Consider the following 14,214-nt stretch of genomic DNA (forward strand, 5'->3'; position numbering starts at 1 on the left):
ATGAAATCAAAATTACTCCCTATTTTATTATTGCTGTTGGTAGTTTTAAACGGCGTACTTATTTTTATGCTAATCAATAAACCTCACATTAAAGAAACCGAAAGGCGTGGTAGAGATTTTCTTATAGAAGAATTAAATTTTACCAAAGATCAAGAAAAAGAATTTTTGGTTTTAGATACGTCTCATAGAGAAACGATGAGAAGTTTAGATGAACAGGTAAAAAATAATAAAAATAAACTATTCAATTCTTTTGAGACATTAGAACAAGAAGTGGAATTAATAGCTAAAGAAATAGGCTCTTTAGAAGGTGAAAAAGAGTTAGAAGTATTTTCTTTTTTTATTAAGGTTCGTGATTTGTGTTCACAAGAACAGAAAGATAAATTAGAAAAGATTGTTAGAAAAGCTATACATGGCAATAATAAAATGCCACCACCAAGAGACGGTAGAATGCCACCTCAAAATAGAGGAAACCGACCACCACCAAGATAATTTTTGTTTTTAATTATATTCAAAAGCCTTATTTCTAAATTAGAAATAAGGCTTTTTGTTAAAATAAAGTTAACGCGCACAAGTTTTTTTAATACCTGCATCTAAATATTCAAAACAAGTAAAAACTTATAAAAATTAAGAATTTAGAAAACAAAATAGTAACATCTTTAGCAGTAATAGTTTTAACAACATCTATAAGTTATGCGCAAGAGGAAGAAAGAAGAGAAAAACCAAAAGGGCCACCATCAATAGCTAAAATTTTAAAAGATTTAGATGCTAATGAAGATGGTAAAATTTCTTTAAAGGAAGCTAAAGGTCCGTTGAAAAAAGATTTTAAGAAAATCGATACTAATGAAGATGGTTTTCTATCTAAAAAGGAGTTAAAAAATGCACCAAAACCAGAAAGAAGAGAAAGACCAAGAAATTAATAAAATATGTACAAAAGAAAATAAAAAAATAAAATTTGATTTGAGTTTGGTTAGTTGATTAAAGGCTTCGTAAGCAATTACGAGGCTTTTTTCTAAAAAAATATAAACTTAAGCACAAGTTTTTTAATTAATTGCATCTAAAATATATATAACTTTTAAAATACATTAATATGAGATTTAAAATCGTAAAAAAAATAGCTCTTTTAACAGTAATTATATCCTACAGTTTTGCGTGTAGTTCTTCAGAAGGTACTACATCAGTAGAAGAAATTGAAGAAGTTGAAGTAACACTTCATAGTGCATTTGCAGAGTTTGATACAACAGAAACAGATATTTATTTACAAGGTTCTAACGTTGTAATCGAAACCACGGGTTTACCAAATCATAAAACACCATACTGGAGTGAAAATCATCCATTATATGTAGCACCAACTGTAACTAGTACAGATAAAATGACACCAACCAGAATTGATACATCTCGGGCGAGATAATTCTGCTTCTTTAACCGTACCAGCAAATCCTAGTAAAGCCAACTCAACATCTAATACCCAATTAGGCGCAATTGGTATTGCAATTAGCGGTGCTTTTTTATACAATGATCAAGAAGGCAATGGACCTTTAGATTCTGCTGCAGGAAGTTTAGATTACTCAGGTGCACACATTGGCCCTTCAGATTATCATTATCATTTAGAACCTTTGGCTTTTTCTGATGATGACGATAAATTAAATGGTATTATTTCTGATGGTTTTTTTATTTATGGTAGAAAGTGCAACTCTACAGGAACATATCCAACAGATTTAGATAGTTCTGGCGGACATATAAGTACTACGCAACATACAGATATTGCAGAGTATCATTATCATATTATCAATGAGTTGTATGCAAGTACAGGTAGGTACATACTTTTTGCAGGACCATATCAAGGAACCCCAAATGCAGTTAACTAGAATATTACTTATCGTTATTCTAGCTCTTAGTAGCTGTAATAAAACTTCTGTTAAAACAACATCTAAAAAAGAAATTAAAAATTTTCTAGTTGATAAAAATGAATTAGAATTAATCAAAGAAAAAGGGCAGTGGTTTTACATGGGTAATCCTTTTAATGGATTTGCTGTAAAATATTATAGTAATTCATCATTATCTGAAAAAATAGGCTACTATAACGGAAAAAAAGAAGGTTTAGCTTATAAGTTTTTTAAAGATGGTACCATAAAAACTAAATCATTCTATAATGAAAATGTTTTAGAAGGAACAAAAATAAAATACTATTCTTCGGGTAAAGTTTTTTCTGAATCTAAGTATCTAAATGGTAAAAAACATGGGATAGAACAAGTTTGGTTTGAAAATAGACAATTGTCAAAAAAAGTACTTAAAAGATGGTAAAGAGAATGGTTTACAACAAGCTTGGTTAAAAAATGGAAAAATATATGTTAACTACGAAGCTAAAAATGGTAGAGCATTTGGTTTGCAAAGAGCTAATTTATGCTACCAATTATCTAACGAAAAAATTATAGAAAATGTTAAATAGATTTTTTTATTAATTGGTTTTATCATTATGATAAGCTGTAAAAGTAACAATAAAGAAAAAATGTCTAGTAGGGTAGATGTATTGCCTTTTTATAATGAAGCATCTTTTACTCCTAGATGGTTATCATCTTTAGATACAGATTTAGATGATTTTCATAGCATTCCAGATTTTAATTTTATCAATCAAGATGGTCGTGTAGTTAATCAGAATACATTTAAAAATAAAATCTATGTGGCAGATTTTTTCTTTACAACTTGTCCTGGTATTTGTCCTAAAATGACGGCAAATATGAGTGTAGTTGCAGATAAATTTAAAAACGATACCACTGTATTATTTTTATCTCACTCTGTTACGCCTTCAATAGATTCCGTTGCACAATTAAAAAAATATGCATTAGACAAAAATATTGGTAAAAATTGGCATTTAGTAACTGGTAATAAAAAAGAAATTTACGATTTAGGAAGACAAGCCTATTTTGTAGAAGAAAATTTAGGTGAACCTAAAGGATTAGACGATTTTTTACATACAGAAAACTTTGTCTTAATTGATAAAAACAAACACATTAGAGGTATTTATAACGGTTTAAATAAAAATTCTGTTTTGCAGTTAATTGAAGATATAAAAACCTTAAAGAAAGAGAAGTAGGTGTTTTTTTGGGGAATATTGTTGAAGAGAGCCTTAATTATTTAAGGCTTTTTTTATGCAATAACATTCACTTCAATTTCCAATGAAATTCCGAAGTTTTTAAATACTTTTTCTTGAATTTTTTGAGCTAATAAATAAATTTCTTTACCGGAGGCATTACCGTAATTCACTATAACTAATGCTTGTTTTTCATGTATACCAGCATCTCCAAAACGTTTTCCTTTAAAACCACTTTGTTCTACTAACCAACCTGCGGGAACTTTAATTTCTGTATCGGAAACCGGGTAATTAGGTATGTTTGGGTTTTCTTTTTGAAGTTCTAAGAATTGATCTTTAGAAATTACAGGGTTCTTAAAAAAGCTACCACTGTTACCAATTTCTTTAGGATCTGGTAATTTAGATTTTCTTATGGCAATTACTGCATTAGAAACATCTTGTAAACTTGGTGAAACTATATTTTTTGCTTCAAGTTCAGTTTCAATTGCTCCATAAGAAGTATTTAAAGTATGCTTGTTTTTTGTAAGCTTAAAGCTAACTGCTACAATAATGTACTTACCTTTTTCTTCGTTTTTAAATATTGAGTTTCTGTAGCCAAAATCACAAACTTCGTTAGAAAAACTAATTAGTTTTCCTGTTTCAATTTCTAAGGCTTCAACTTTAGTAATTACATCTTTAACTTCAACTCCGTATGCACCAATATTCTGAATTGGGCAAGTGCCAACATTTCCAGGAATTAAAGATAAATTTTCTATGCCACCAAAATCATTATGAATAGTCCATAAGACAAATTCGTGCCAATTTTCTCCTGCATTAACAGTTAAATAAACATTGTTTTCATCTTCTCTATCAATAGAAATACCTTTAAAATCTATATGAACAACTAGTTTTTCAATATCTTTAGTAAGTAACATATTGCTACCACCAGAAATTAAAAAAATATCTTTTTCTTGCTTTAAAATTTGTTGCAATAAATAAACAGAATCTACAGATATAAAGCGTTTGGCATTTACAGAAATGCCAAACGTATTATACTTTTTTAAGGATATGTTTTGTTGAATATTCAACTAGTTTTGGTATTGTTTTAATGCTTGTGCTAAAATTTCTACAGATCTTTTTAAATCTTTTTCATTTAATACATAAGCAATTCTTACTTGATTTTTTCCTTCGCCGGCAGTAGAATAAAAGCCACTTGCTGGTGCCACCATAACTGTTTCGTTATTATGATTAAAGCTTTCAAGAATCCATTGCGCAAAATGATCAGAATCTTTTACGGGTAATTCTGCAACACAATAAAAAGCTCCTTTTGGGTTCGCAACTTTTACGCCATCAATTTTTTGTAATTCAGAAATTAAAATATTTCTTCTAGATACATATTCTTCTTTTACATCATCAAAATAAGACTGTGGTGTGTCTAATGCAGCTTCACTTGCAATTAATGCATATGTTGGCGGGCTTAATCTTGCTTGTGCAAATTTTACCGCAGTTTTTATAAATTCTTCATTTTTTGATACAATACAACCAATTCTTGCACCACACATACTATATCTTTTAGATACCGAATCTATTACAATTGCATTATTTTCTAAACCATCGATAGAAAGTACAGATGTGTGATTTAAACCATCGTAAGTAAATTCTCTATAAACTTCATCAGCAATTAAAAATAAATCGTGTTTTAAAACAATTTCTTTTAATTTTTCAATTTCTTCTTCAGAATATAAATAACCGGTTGGGTTACCAGGGTTACATATTAATATAGCTTTGGTTTTAGCTGTAATTAATTTCTCGAAATCTTCTATTTTTGGTAGTGCAAAATTGTCATCTATACTAGAAATAACGGGTACAACACTTACACCGAAGCTGTAGAAAAACCATTGTAGTTTGCGTAAAATGGTTCTGGAATAATAATTTCGTCTCCTGGATCTGTAATACTTCCAATTGTAAATAATAACGCTTCTGAACCACCTGTTGTAACTACTATATTGCTTGAGTTAACTGGTATGTTGTTCTTTACATAATAGTTTGCTAACTTATTTCTGTATTCTTCAGAACCTTCAGATCTTGCATAAGAAAGTGTTTCTATAGTATTGTTTTTAACAGCATCTAAAGCTACTTGAGGGGTTTTAATATCTGGTTGACCTATATTTAAATGAAAAACCTTAACTCCTCTTTTCTTAGCATCTTCTGCGTATGGTACCAATTTTCTAATTGGCGATTCAAGCATTTGTATTCCTTTATTAGATATTGAAGGCATAATATATTGTTGTAATTTTTATCAATGCAAATTTGCAAAATATATTTTATATTAAGAATTATATTATTGAAAGTTTAAGGCTAATTTTTAGTTAAAAAAAGAATAATCAGCAAAAAAAATGTTGTATTTTTATAAATACCTAAACTAAAATAACTTGAATAATAATTCGCTTTTAATAATTTTTATTTTGTTTTTTTGACTTTTACTTGTCATTCTCAAAACGGATTTCGGTTTAAAAATACGTCTCAAAAAAAACAACGTCTTTCTTTTGAATTAATAAATAATTTAGTTGTAATTCCGGTATTCATCAATAACAAGAAAATGAGTTTTATTCTTGATACTGGTGTAAATAAAACCATAATTTTTAATCTTTCAGAAAATGATAGCATTGGTCTTCTAAATCCAGAAAAAGTATCTTTAAGAGGTTTGGGTGACGGAGAATCTGTAGAAGCTATTATTTCTAGAAATAATAAATTAAAGGTTAAAGACGCGATTGGTAATAATGAATCTGTTTATGTTATTTTAAAAGATTTTTTTGATTTATCTAGTAAAATGGGAACTACAATACACGGTATAATAGGCTATAATTTATTAAAAGATTTTGTAGTGAGAATAAATTACAAAACTAAAAAAATAGACTTTTATAATCCAGACTCGTTTAAATATAAACGATGTAAAAAGTGCGAAGTTTTGCCCATACAATTTTATAGAAAAAAACCATTTGTTGAGGTTGATGTGCAATTAGATACAGTTAACAATGTTCAAACTCCTGTTAAAATGTTGGTAGATTCTGGAGGAAGCGATGCAATATGGCTTTTCGAAAATTCTAAAGTCGAAATAAAAACACCATTAAAATATTTTAATGATTTGTTAGGTGAAGGTTTAAGCGGGTCTATTTATGGTAACAGAAGTAGAATACCAAAACTAATAATTGGTAAATATGAAATTAAAAGCCCTACGGTATCTTTTCTAGATTCTCTTTCTACACAAAATGCAAGTATGTTAAAAGAAAGAAATGGCAGTATAGGTGGTAATATTTTAAAGAGGTTTATGGTTTGGATAGATTACCCAAATAAAAAAATTACGCTTAGAAAAAACGCTTCTTTTAAAAGTGATTTTAATTATAATATGAGTGGTTTAGATATTGTTTATAATGGTAAGCAGTTAGTTAAAGAAGAGATTATTAAACCTGTTTCAGATTCTTTTAATAATGATATTCAAACAAATAATACAATTTCTTTTGTAGCCAATTACACGTATAAATTTAAGCCTTCTTATATTATTAAAAATGTTGTAAAAAACTCGCCAGCAGATAGGGCAGGTTTGCAACCAGGTGATATTCTCTCAAGTATTAATAGAAAACCCGTTCACTCATATAAACTAAATCAAATTGTAAGTAAAATGCAAGAAAGAGCCAATAAAAAAATTACAATTACAGTTCTAAGATACGGTTCTAAAAAAACATTTCAATTTCGATTAGAAAAAAGAATCTAACTGCCGGAAAGCATGCTTTTCTCTTTTTCTAAGAACTCTTTTTTATCTACAAAACCTCTAATTTTTAAAGTTTTTCTAGCAGTTTTTGCATTAGAGAAAATTGTAATTTGTTTAGAAAAACCACCAACCCTTTTTGTATCATAAGAAACTTTAATTTCTCCTTTTTCACCTGGCATAATTGGTTTTTCCGGTTTTTTAGGCACAGTACAACCACAAGAAGATTGTATGTTCTTAATAATTAAGGGTGCATCGCCAATATTTGTAAATACAAAAACTCGCTCTCCGTTAGCGCCTTTACTAACTTTACCATAGTTAATAGACTCTGTTTCAAACTTAAATTCTTGTGAGTTTATAGAAAAAGAGACAAATAAAAATAAGATTAAGGCTGTTAAAAGTTTCATATTTAATATTTTAAAGTGTAAAATTAAGCTTTATAATTTGTTTTAAAAAATCAACTACTAATTTTCTCTACAAAATAGATAATTGTATTTTTGTGAATTATATATCAAAAAGGATACCAAAGTATGACAATTCCATCTAAATACGATGCAAAACAAGTAGAAGATAAATGGTACGATTACTGGATGAAAAATAATTATTTTCATTCAACGCCAGATGAAAGAGAGCCTTACACAATCGTGATTCCGCCACCAAACGTAACCGGAGTATTACATATGGGGCACATGCTAAATAATACAATTCAAGATGTTTTAATTAGACGTGCACGTTTATTAGGTAAAAATGCTTGTTGGGTACCTGGTACAGATCATGCATCTATTGCCACAGAAGCAAAAGTTGTTGCTAAATTAAAAGAGCAAGGAATTAAAAAAAGCGACTTAACTCGTGAAGAATTCTTACAACATGCTTTTGATTGGAAAGATGAATATGGAGGAATTATTTTAGAACAATTAAAGAAGTTAGGTGCCTCTTGTGATTGGGAAAGAACTGCGTTTACAATGGATCCAGAAATGTCTGAATCTGTGATTAAAGTTTTTGTTGATTTATACAACAAAGGTTTAATTTACAGAGGTTACAGAATGGTGAACTGGGATCCGGAAGCAAAAACAACACTTTCTGATGAAGAAGTAATTCACGAAGAAAGACAAGGAAATTTGTATTATTTAGAATACAAAATTGAAGGTTCTGATGATACATTAACAATTGCAACAACAAGACCAGAAACTATTTTTGGTGATACTGCAATTTGTATCAACCCAAACGATGAGCGTTTTACACATTTAAAAGGAAAGAAAGCAATTGTGCCGCTTTGCGGAAGAATTATTCCGATTATAGAAGATGAATATGTAGATTTAGAATTTGGTACAGGTTGTTTAAAAGTTACGCCTGCACACGATGAAAATGATAAGAATTTAGGTGATAAACACAATCTAGAAGTAATCGATATTTTTAATGATGATGCTTCTTTGAATTCCTTCGGATTACATTACCAAGGGAAAGATAGATTTGTCGTTCGTAAAGAAATTGCTCAAGAATTATCAGAAAAAGGAATTTTAGTAAAAACTGAAGTTCATACAAACAAAGTTGGTACATCAGAAAGAACAAAAGCGGTTATTGAACCTAGATTGTCTGACCAATGGTTTTTAAAGATGGAAGAATTGGCTAAACCTGCAATTAAAGCAGTTTTAGGTGATGATACTGATATCAACTTATATCCAAAAAAATTCGAAAATACGTACCGTCATTGGATGGAAAATGTACGTGATTGGAATATTTCTCGTCAACTTTGGTGGGGACAACAAATTCCTGCTTTTTTCTATGGAGACGGAAAAGAAGATTTTGTAGTTGCAGAAAATATTGAAGATGCTTTAGTTTTAGCAAAAGAAAAAACAGGAAATGCTTCTTTGTCTGCGTCCGATTTAAAGCAAGATGAAGATGCTTTAGATACTTGGTTCTCTTCTTGGTTGTGGCCGATGTCTGTTTTCGACGGAATTAGAAATCCGAGAGAACGAAGAGATTAAATATTATTACCCAACAAACGATTTAGTTACTGGTCCGGATATTTTATTTTTCCGGGTGGCAAGAATGATTGTTGCAGGTTATGAATATAAAGATCAAAAACCTTTTAATAACGTATATTTAACAGGGTTAGTTAGAGATAAACAAAGACGTAAAATGTCTAAATCTTTAGGTAATTCGCCAGATGCACTTAAATTAATTGATGATTATGGCGCAGACGGTGTAAGAGTTGGACTTTTATTAAGTTCTGCAGCAGGTAACGATTTAATGTTTGATGAAGATTTATGTCAACAAGGAAAAGGGTTTGCAAATAAAATTTGGAATGCTTTCCGTTTGATAAAAGGTTGGGACGTAGATGCAAGTTTACCACAACCAGAAACTTCTAAAATTGGTTTAGAATGGTATGAAGCTAAGTTTCAAAAAACTTTGGCAGAAATAGAAGATCATTTTTCTAAATATCGTTTGTCTGATGCTTTAATGGCAATTTACAAGCTAATTAATGATGATTTTTCTTCATGGTTATTAGAAATTGTAAAACCTGCATATCAGAAACCAATAGACAAAACTACGTTTGATGCAATTATAGAAGTTTTAGAAAATAACTTAAAAGTATTGCATCCGTTTATGCCATTTTTAACAGAAGAAATTTGGCAACATATTACAGAAAGATCATCAGAAGAAGCATTGGTTATTGCTAAATATCCTACAATTAAAGAGTTTGATACGCAAATAATTACCAATTTCGATTTTGCTACAGATGTAGTTTCAGGAATTAGAACTATTAGAAAAGATAAGAACATTTCATTTAAAGATGCGGTTGAATTATTTGTAATTGATAATGATAAAAGTTCTAAAGATTTTGATGCTGTTATTCAGAAATTAACAAATACATCAGTAATAAACTATGTTTCAGAAAAAGTAGACGGCGCTTCATTTAGAGTAAAATCAAATGAATATTTTGTACCAATTTCTATAGAAAATATAGATGTAGAAGCCGAAATTAAAAAGTTAGAAACAGAATTAAAAAGAGCAGAAGGTTTCTTGTTTGGTATTAACAAAAAGCTTTCTAACGAACGTTTTGTGGCAAATGCACCAGAGCAAGTAATCGCTTTAGAACGTAAAAAAGAAGCAGATACTATTGCTAAAATAGAAACAATAAAGAGTAGTTTAAGTTCGCTTAAATAACTCGTACATACATTTTAATTTTTCTAAAAAACCATAATATTAAGTTATTATGGTTTTTTTAACATTTTAAGTTAAAAAGTTATAAAATACAGTTAGTGTTATACTAATTCGAAAAAATGTAGGTTTTAAAAGATAACTATTAATAAAACTTAAAATTATGAAAAAACTTATTATTCCCTTTGTAGCATTGTCTTTATTGGCAACATCATGTGTGTCTAAAAAGAAATATGCTGCTTTAGAAAGTCAATATATAGACGCTAAAGGAAATCTTCAAAAAACTACTTTAGAAAAAGAAGCTTTAGAAGGTAAATTTGCTAAAATTGAAAAAAGAGTAGCTAATTATAATGATAAAATTAACTCCTTAAAAAGTGACAACGTTACTTTGAAAAATGAAAATGACATCAAATTAGATATGGTTGGTAATACAGCCGTAATATCTAATAAGACTAGAGAAAGAATGAGAGAAACGCTAGCAAAAGTAGATGCAGCAGATTTAGCAGAGGCTAAGACTCTAAAAGATTCTTTAAACCTAGCGATATCTTATAATTTAAAGAATAAGATGAATACTTCTGATCTTAATAATTCTGATGATATAAATATAGATATCGACCAAACAGTTGTAATGATTTCTGTTTCTGATAAATTGTTATTTAATACGGCAAGTTATAGAGTAAAAAAAGGAGCTTATAGTTTAGTAGAAAAGTTGGCTAATGTTATAAATTCTGAACCAAGTATGGATGTGATGATAGAAGGTCATACAGACTCAAGAACTATCAACAATGCTTCTGTGCAAGATAATTGGGATTTGAGTGTTAAAAGATCTACGTCAATTGTAAGATTATTAGAAAATAAATACAATGTAGATGGTAGCAGATTAATTGCATCCGGTAGAGGTTCTACAATGCCTTTAGTAGAAAATAATACACGAGAAAATAGAGCGAAAAATAGAAGAACTAGAATTGTAATTCTACCAAATTTAGATAAGTTTTTTGCACTAATTGCTACAGATGAAGCATTAGCAGAATAAAAATTTAAAATAATATATTCCAAAAAAACTCCCAATTGGGAGTTTTTTTATTTGTTTAAATTCTCTTTGTCGTGGTTTTTATAAAACTGCATTATAATAAAAGAACCTATAAATGAAGATGCCATACCTTCTATTAATAAAGTAATTACTACTTCGGCAACGTTAAATTACCACCAATTAAAAAAGAGTTGTTCATTACAGTTAGAAAATCAGGATTTATAAATTGTACATAAATTACAACACCAATAATAGAAAGAATTACTGCAATAACAGAAGTTCTAATACCAATACCTAAATTTGTAGTGTATTTAGTTTCATTGTTTTTGTATACACTTTCTTTAATGGCTAAGTATATACCAAATAATACAAATGCTAAATTTAAAAATCTTAAATATGGGTTTTCTTCTAAGCCAACTAATTTACACAGTAGAAAAAATCCACCAATTAAAAATGTAATTAGCAATGCGTTTTTAATAATAATTTTATCTGTTGTCATCTTATCTTGTTTTTATATTCATGATTTCTTCTGAAACTCTCACCGAATTTTTATCTTATATTAAGAGACATTACAATGGTTTTCTACCGGAAATAATATTATAAAGAATTACAATAACTGCAATTACTAGTAATGTGTGTATTAAACTGCTAGTTGCAATTCCTGGCACAATACCTAAAACACCTAATGCCCAAATAATAATAAAAACTACGGCTACAAGCCACAAAATACTTCTCATGATAATTAATTTTTTTGTTCACTCAAAATTATAAAAATTGTAAAGTGTAGTTTAACGCTATCCATTTAAATATTATCTTTGATGCATACAAAAAGCTATTCATGAAAGTAATTGCAATGATTCCTGCACGCTACAGTGCTTCTCGATTTCCTGGTAAATTAATGAAAGATTTAGGTGGTAAAACCGTGATTTTAAGAACATACGAAGCTGCTTTACATACAGATTTATTTGACGAGGTTTATGTAGTCACAGATTCAGATATAATTAAAGAAAACATTTCTAATGCTAACGGTAACGTAATTATGAGTAAAAAAGAGCACGAATGTGGCTCTGATAGAATTGCAGAAGCTGTAGAGTTTTTAGACGCAGATATTGTAATTAATGTGCAAGGAGACGAACCATTTATAGACAAAATATCGTTAGAGAAATTAGTAGACGTATTTAAGAAAGATTTAAAAAAAGAAATAGATTTAGCTTCGCTAAAAGTAGAAATTACTAATAAAGAAGATATCGAAAATCCAAATAACGTTAAAGTAATTACAGATGTAAATAATTTGGCTATTTATTTTTCTAGAAGCGTTATCCCATTTCATCGAGATAAAAATATCAATGTAAAATACTATAAACACAAAGGTGTTTATGCTTTTAGAAAACAAGCTTTATTAGATTTTTATAAAACACCAATGACACCTTTAGAAGCTTCAGAAAAAATTGAAGCAATTCGATACCAAGAAATTGGTAAAAAAATAAAAATGGTAGAAACTTCTGTAGAAGCGGTAGGTATAGATACACCAGAAGACTTAGAAAAAGCCAAAAAATACTTAAACTTATAATATGTTTAAAAATATAAAAGTAATCGCATTTGATGCTGATGATACTTTGTGGGTAAACGAAACTTATTTTAGAGAAGCAGAAGAAACTTTTGCTGAATTAATATCTAAATACGAAACTAAAAATAAAATAGATCAAGAGCTTTTTAAAACAGAAATTAAAAATCTTGAAATTTATGGTTACGGCATAAAAGGCTTTGTTTTATCGATGGTAGAATGTGCATTAGAATTATCTAATTACAAGTTGCCACAAAAAACAATCGAAAAAATACTAGATATTGGTAAAGAAATGTTGGCACAACCTATAGAATTATTAGACGGAGTAGAAGAGGTGTTAAGTAATTTACAAGGCAAGTATAAATTGATAGTTGCTACAAAAGGTGATTTATTAGATCAAGAAAAAAATTAGAAAAATCGAATCTTCTAAAATATTTTCATCATATCGAAGTAATGAGCGATAAGAAAGAAAAAGATTATTTAAAATTGATGAAACATCTAGAAGTAGAACCATCAGAATTGTTAATGATTGGTAATTCTTTAAAGTCTGATGTTTTGCCTTTAGTTGCTTTAGGTGCATCTGCAATTCATATTCCTTTTCATACAACTTGGGCGCATGAAGAAGTTACATCCGAAGAAAAAAACGATGCAAGCTATAAAACAATTTCTAAAATTACAGACATACAAAATTTTTTATGAAGTATTTAGATATAGATTCTTGGAACAGAAAACAGCATTTTCAACATTTTAAAAGTTTAGAAGATCCTTTTTTTCGGTTACAGTAAATGTTGATGTTACAAATACCTTAAAATTGTCTAAAGAAAAAAACTTCTTTTTTTGCAATGTATTTGCACGCATGTTTAGTCGCGTTAAATTCTATTGAAAATTTTAAATATAGAATTCAAGAAGATAAAATTGCTATTCATGATGTAATAAATGCATCTGCAACAATAGCTAGAGAAGATCATACATTTGGTTTTTCTTATATTTATTTTGATGAAATTTTTAAAAATTTTAACGATAACTTTCTTAAGGAAAAGGAAAGAATTTTAAATTCAGAAGAATTGTTTCCACCGGTAAATTCTGATGATTGTATCTATTGTTCTGCATTGCCGTGGTTTTCTTTTACAAGTCAAAAAGAACCTGTATCTGGCGTTAAGAATGATAGTATACCTAAACTAGCATTTGGTAAAACATTTACAGAAAATAATCAAATAAAAATGCCTGTTGCTATTTCTGTAAATCATGCTTTGGTAGATGGTTATCATATTGGTTTATTTTTTGAAGAATTTCAGAGTCAATTAGATAAAAACAATTAACTTTGCATCTTTAAAATAAATAAATTATGGCAAGCATAAAAAACTTAAAAAAAGATATTAACTATACTTTAGGAGATATTATTGGATACGCTTCTGAAAAAGTTGATCTTAAAGGAGAGAATAAAGAAGTAGAGGCAGTTATAGATGAAACTATAAACACTTTTGACGATTTAATTGGAAAAATTAACGCAAAAGGTGTAGAAAACAAAAAAGCACATTACAAGCAAGTAAGTGCAGAGTTAGAAACAAGAGCCAACGATTTAATCGCTAAAATTAATAAGATTTAATCTTAATTTTTTTAGATAT

The 14,214-nt window shown here is 28.8% G+C and carries 15 protein-coding genes and 4 pseudogenes; 14 read left to right on the forward strand and 5 right to left on the reverse strand.

Translation table 11 applies throughout. The features are described from left to right. From ACZ1HD_RS06155 to ACZ1HD_RS06185, 7 genes are all read left to right on the forward strand, one after another. The gene (locus ACZ1HD_RS06155; protein ID WP_472688922.1) at window positions 1-489 is read left to right on the forward strand and encodes a hypothetical protein; all 489 of its coding nucleotides are present in this window, start codon (window positions 1-3) and stop codon (window positions 487-489) included. Between the two features lie 320 nt (window positions 490-809). Continuing rightward, window positions 810-917 (forward strand): hypothetical protein, encoded by a 108-nt coding sequence (locus ACZ1HD_RS06160; protein WP_472688923.1) that lies wholly within the window; start codon window positions 810-812, stop codon window positions 915-917. Window positions 918-1,087: 170 nt separating this feature from the next. Beyond that, window positions 1,088-1,408: a hypothetical protein gene (locus ACZ1HD_RS06165; protein ID WP_472688924.1), complete on the forward strand. Its 321-nt coding sequence runs from the start codon at window positions 1,088-1,090 to the stop codon at window positions 1,406-1,408. Next, complete coding sequence (locus ACZ1HD_RS06170) at window positions 1,386-1,865, forward strand: YHYH protein (protein WP_472688925.1); 480 nt, start codon at window positions 1,386-1,388, stop codon at window positions 1,863-1,865. Before ACZ1HD_RS06165 ends, ACZ1HD_RS06170 begins: the two co-directional genes overlap by 23 nt. After that, window positions 1,852-2,301, forward strand: coding sequence for a toxin-antitoxin system YwqK family antitoxin (locus tag ACZ1HD_RS06175; RefSeq protein WP_472688926.1), 450 nt, complete (start codon window positions 1,852-1,854; stop codon window positions 2,299-2,301). Before ACZ1HD_RS06170 ends, ACZ1HD_RS06175 begins: the two co-directional genes overlap by 14 nt. Then, window positions 2,258-2,446, forward strand: a complete 189-nt coding sequence (locus ACZ1HD_RS06180) for a hypothetical protein (protein ID WP_472688927.1) — start codon at window positions 2,258-2,260, stop codon at window positions 2,444-2,446. The genes ACZ1HD_RS06175 and ACZ1HD_RS06180 overlap by 44 nt, the downstream gene beginning before the upstream one ends. Before the next feature lie 60 nt (window positions 2,447-2,506). After that, the gene (locus tag ACZ1HD_RS06185) at window positions 2,507-3,091 is read left to right on the forward strand and encodes an SCO family protein (protein ID WP_472688928.1); all 585 of its coding nucleotides are present in this window, start codon (window positions 2,507-2,509) and stop codon (window positions 3,089-3,091) included. A gap of 53 nt (window positions 3,092-3,144) precedes the next feature. Here the strand turns inward: ACZ1HD_RS06185 and murB are convergent, their stop codons facing one another. Both murB and ACZ1HD_RS06195 read right to left on the reverse strand, forming a co-directional pair. Then, a complete protein-coding gene (murB, locus tag ACZ1HD_RS06190) occupies window positions 3,145-4,155 on the reverse strand; it encodes a UDP-N-acetylmuramate dehydrogenase (RefSeq protein WP_472688929.1) in 1,011 nt (336 codons plus the stop codon). Beyond that, window positions 4,156-5,345: pseudogene (locus ACZ1HD_RS06195) on the reverse strand (pyridoxal phosphate-dependent aminotransferase). It lies immediately after the preceding gene. A 195-nt stretch (window positions 5,346-5,540) separates the two neighbouring features. Between ACZ1HD_RS06195 and ACZ1HD_RS06200 the strand changes: the two are divergent. Next, on the forward strand, window positions 5,541-6,839 hold the full coding sequence (locus tag ACZ1HD_RS06200; RefSeq protein WP_472688930.1) for a PDZ domain-containing protein: 1,299 nt from the start codon (window positions 5,541-5,543) through the stop codon (window positions 6,837-6,839). Here ACZ1HD_RS06200 and ACZ1HD_RS06205 read toward each other — a convergent pair. Next, window positions 6,836-7,240, reverse strand: coding sequence for a DUF1573 domain-containing protein (locus ACZ1HD_RS06205; protein ID WP_340934219.1), 405 nt, complete (start codon window positions 7,238-7,240; stop codon window positions 6,836-6,838). The genes ACZ1HD_RS06200 and ACZ1HD_RS06205 overlap by 4 nt on opposite strands. Window positions 7,241-7,363: 123 nt before the next feature. Here ACZ1HD_RS06205 and ACZ1HD_RS06210 point away from each other — a divergent pair. Together ACZ1HD_RS06210 and ACZ1HD_RS06215 are read left to right on the forward strand one after the other, a co-directional pair. Then, window positions 7,364-10,001, forward strand: a pseudogene (locus ACZ1HD_RS06210) (valine--tRNA ligase). A gap of 157 nt (window positions 10,002-10,158) precedes the next feature. After that, on the forward strand, window positions 10,159-11,028 hold the full coding sequence (locus tag ACZ1HD_RS06215) for an OmpA family protein (protein ID WP_472688931.1): 870 nt from the start codon (window positions 10,159-10,161) through the stop codon (window positions 11,026-11,028). Window positions 11,029-11,176: 148 nt separating this feature from the next. Here ACZ1HD_RS06215 and ACZ1HD_RS06220 read toward each other — a convergent pair whose 3' ends face one another. Then, the gene (locus ACZ1HD_RS06220; RefSeq protein ID WP_472688932.1) at window positions 11,177-11,524 is read right to left on the reverse strand and encodes a DUF4199 domain-containing protein; all 348 of its coding nucleotides are present in this window, start codon (window positions 11,522-11,524) and stop codon (window positions 11,177-11,179) included. Window positions 11,525-11,594: 70 nt separating this feature from the next. Continuing rightward, window positions 11,595-11,762: a lmo0937 family membrane protein gene (locus tag ACZ1HD_RS06225; RefSeq protein WP_149025846.1), complete on the reverse strand. Its 168-nt coding sequence runs from the start codon at window positions 11,760-11,762 to the stop codon at window positions 11,595-11,597. Window positions 11,763-11,863: 101 nt separating this feature from the next. Between ACZ1HD_RS06225 and kdsB the strand changes: the two genes are divergently transcribed. The 4 genes and pseudogenes from kdsB to ACZ1HD_RS06245 all read left to right on the forward strand — a co-directional run bounded on the left by kdsB (window position 11,864) and on the right by ACZ1HD_RS06245 (window position 14,195). Then, entirely contained in the window at window positions 11,864-12,595 is a 732-nt protein-coding gene (kdsB, locus tag ACZ1HD_RS06230) for a 3-deoxy-manno-octulosonate cytidylyltransferase (RefSeq protein ID WP_375240328.1), read from the forward strand. 1 nt (window position 12,596) lies between these two features. Next, a pseudogene (locus tag ACZ1HD_RS06235) lies at window positions 12,597-13,288 on the forward strand (HAD family hydrolase). 131 nt (window positions 13,289-13,419) lie between these two features. Then, window positions 13,420-13,908: pseudogene (locus ACZ1HD_RS06240) on the forward strand (CatA-like O-acetyltransferase); the annotation flags it as partial. Window positions 13,909-13,934: 26 nt separating this feature from the next. Continuing rightward, window positions 13,935-14,195 carry a hypothetical protein gene (locus tag ACZ1HD_RS06245; RefSeq protein ID WP_079738567.1) on the forward strand — a complete coding sequence of 87 codons (261 nt, stop codon included), beginning with the start codon at window positions 13,935-13,937 and terminating at the stop codon, window positions 14,193-14,195. Window positions 14,196-14,214 lie beyond the last annotated feature (19 nt).

It is taken from the genome of Polaribacter sp. HA6-7 (assembly GCF_055693625.1).

What these genes read in the sequence shown, in the direction of transcription:
- ACZ1HD_RS06155 (WP_472688922.1), top strand. Translation starts at nt 1, where the DNA reads ATGAAATCAAAATTACTCCCTATTTTATTATTGCTGTTGGTAGTTTTA.
- ACZ1HD_RS06165 (WP_472688924.1), top strand. Translation starts at nt 1,088, where the DNA reads ATGAGATTTAAAATCGTAAAAAAAATAGCTCTTTTAACAGTAATTATA.
- ACZ1HD_RS06175 (WP_472688926.1), top strand. Translation starts at nt 1,852, where the DNA reads ATGCAGTTAACTAGAATATTACTTATCGTTATTCTAGCTCTTAGTAGC.
- ACZ1HD_RS06185 (WP_472688928.1), top strand. Translation starts at nt 2,507, where the DNA reads ATGTCTAGTAGGGTAGATGTATTGCCTTTTTATAATGAAGCATCTTTT.
- ACZ1HD_RS06205 (WP_340934219.1), bottom strand. Translation starts at nt 7,240, where the DNA reads ATGAAACTTTTAACAGCCTTAATCTTATTTTTATTTGTCTCTTTTTCT.
- ACZ1HD_RS06215 (WP_472688931.1), top strand. Translation starts at nt 10,159, where the DNA reads ATGAAAAAACTTATTATTCCCTTTGTAGCATTGTCTTTATTGGCAACA.
- ACZ1HD_RS06220 (WP_472688932.1), bottom strand. Translation starts at nt 11,524, where the DNA reads ATGACAACAGATAAAATTATTATTAAAAACGCATTGCTAATTACATTT.
- ACZ1HD_RS06225 (WP_149025846.1), bottom strand. Translation starts at nt 11,762, where the DNA reads ATGAGAAGTATTTTGTGGCTTGTAGCCGTAGTTTTTATTATTATTTGG.
- kdsB (WP_375240328.1), top strand. Translation starts at nt 11,864, where the DNA reads ATGAAAGTAATTGCAATGATTCCTGCACGCTACAGTGCTTCTCGATTT.
- ACZ1HD_RS06245 (WP_079738567.1), top strand. Translation starts at nt 13,935, where the DNA reads ATGGCAAGCATAAAAAACTTAAAAAAAGATATTAACTATACTTTAGGA.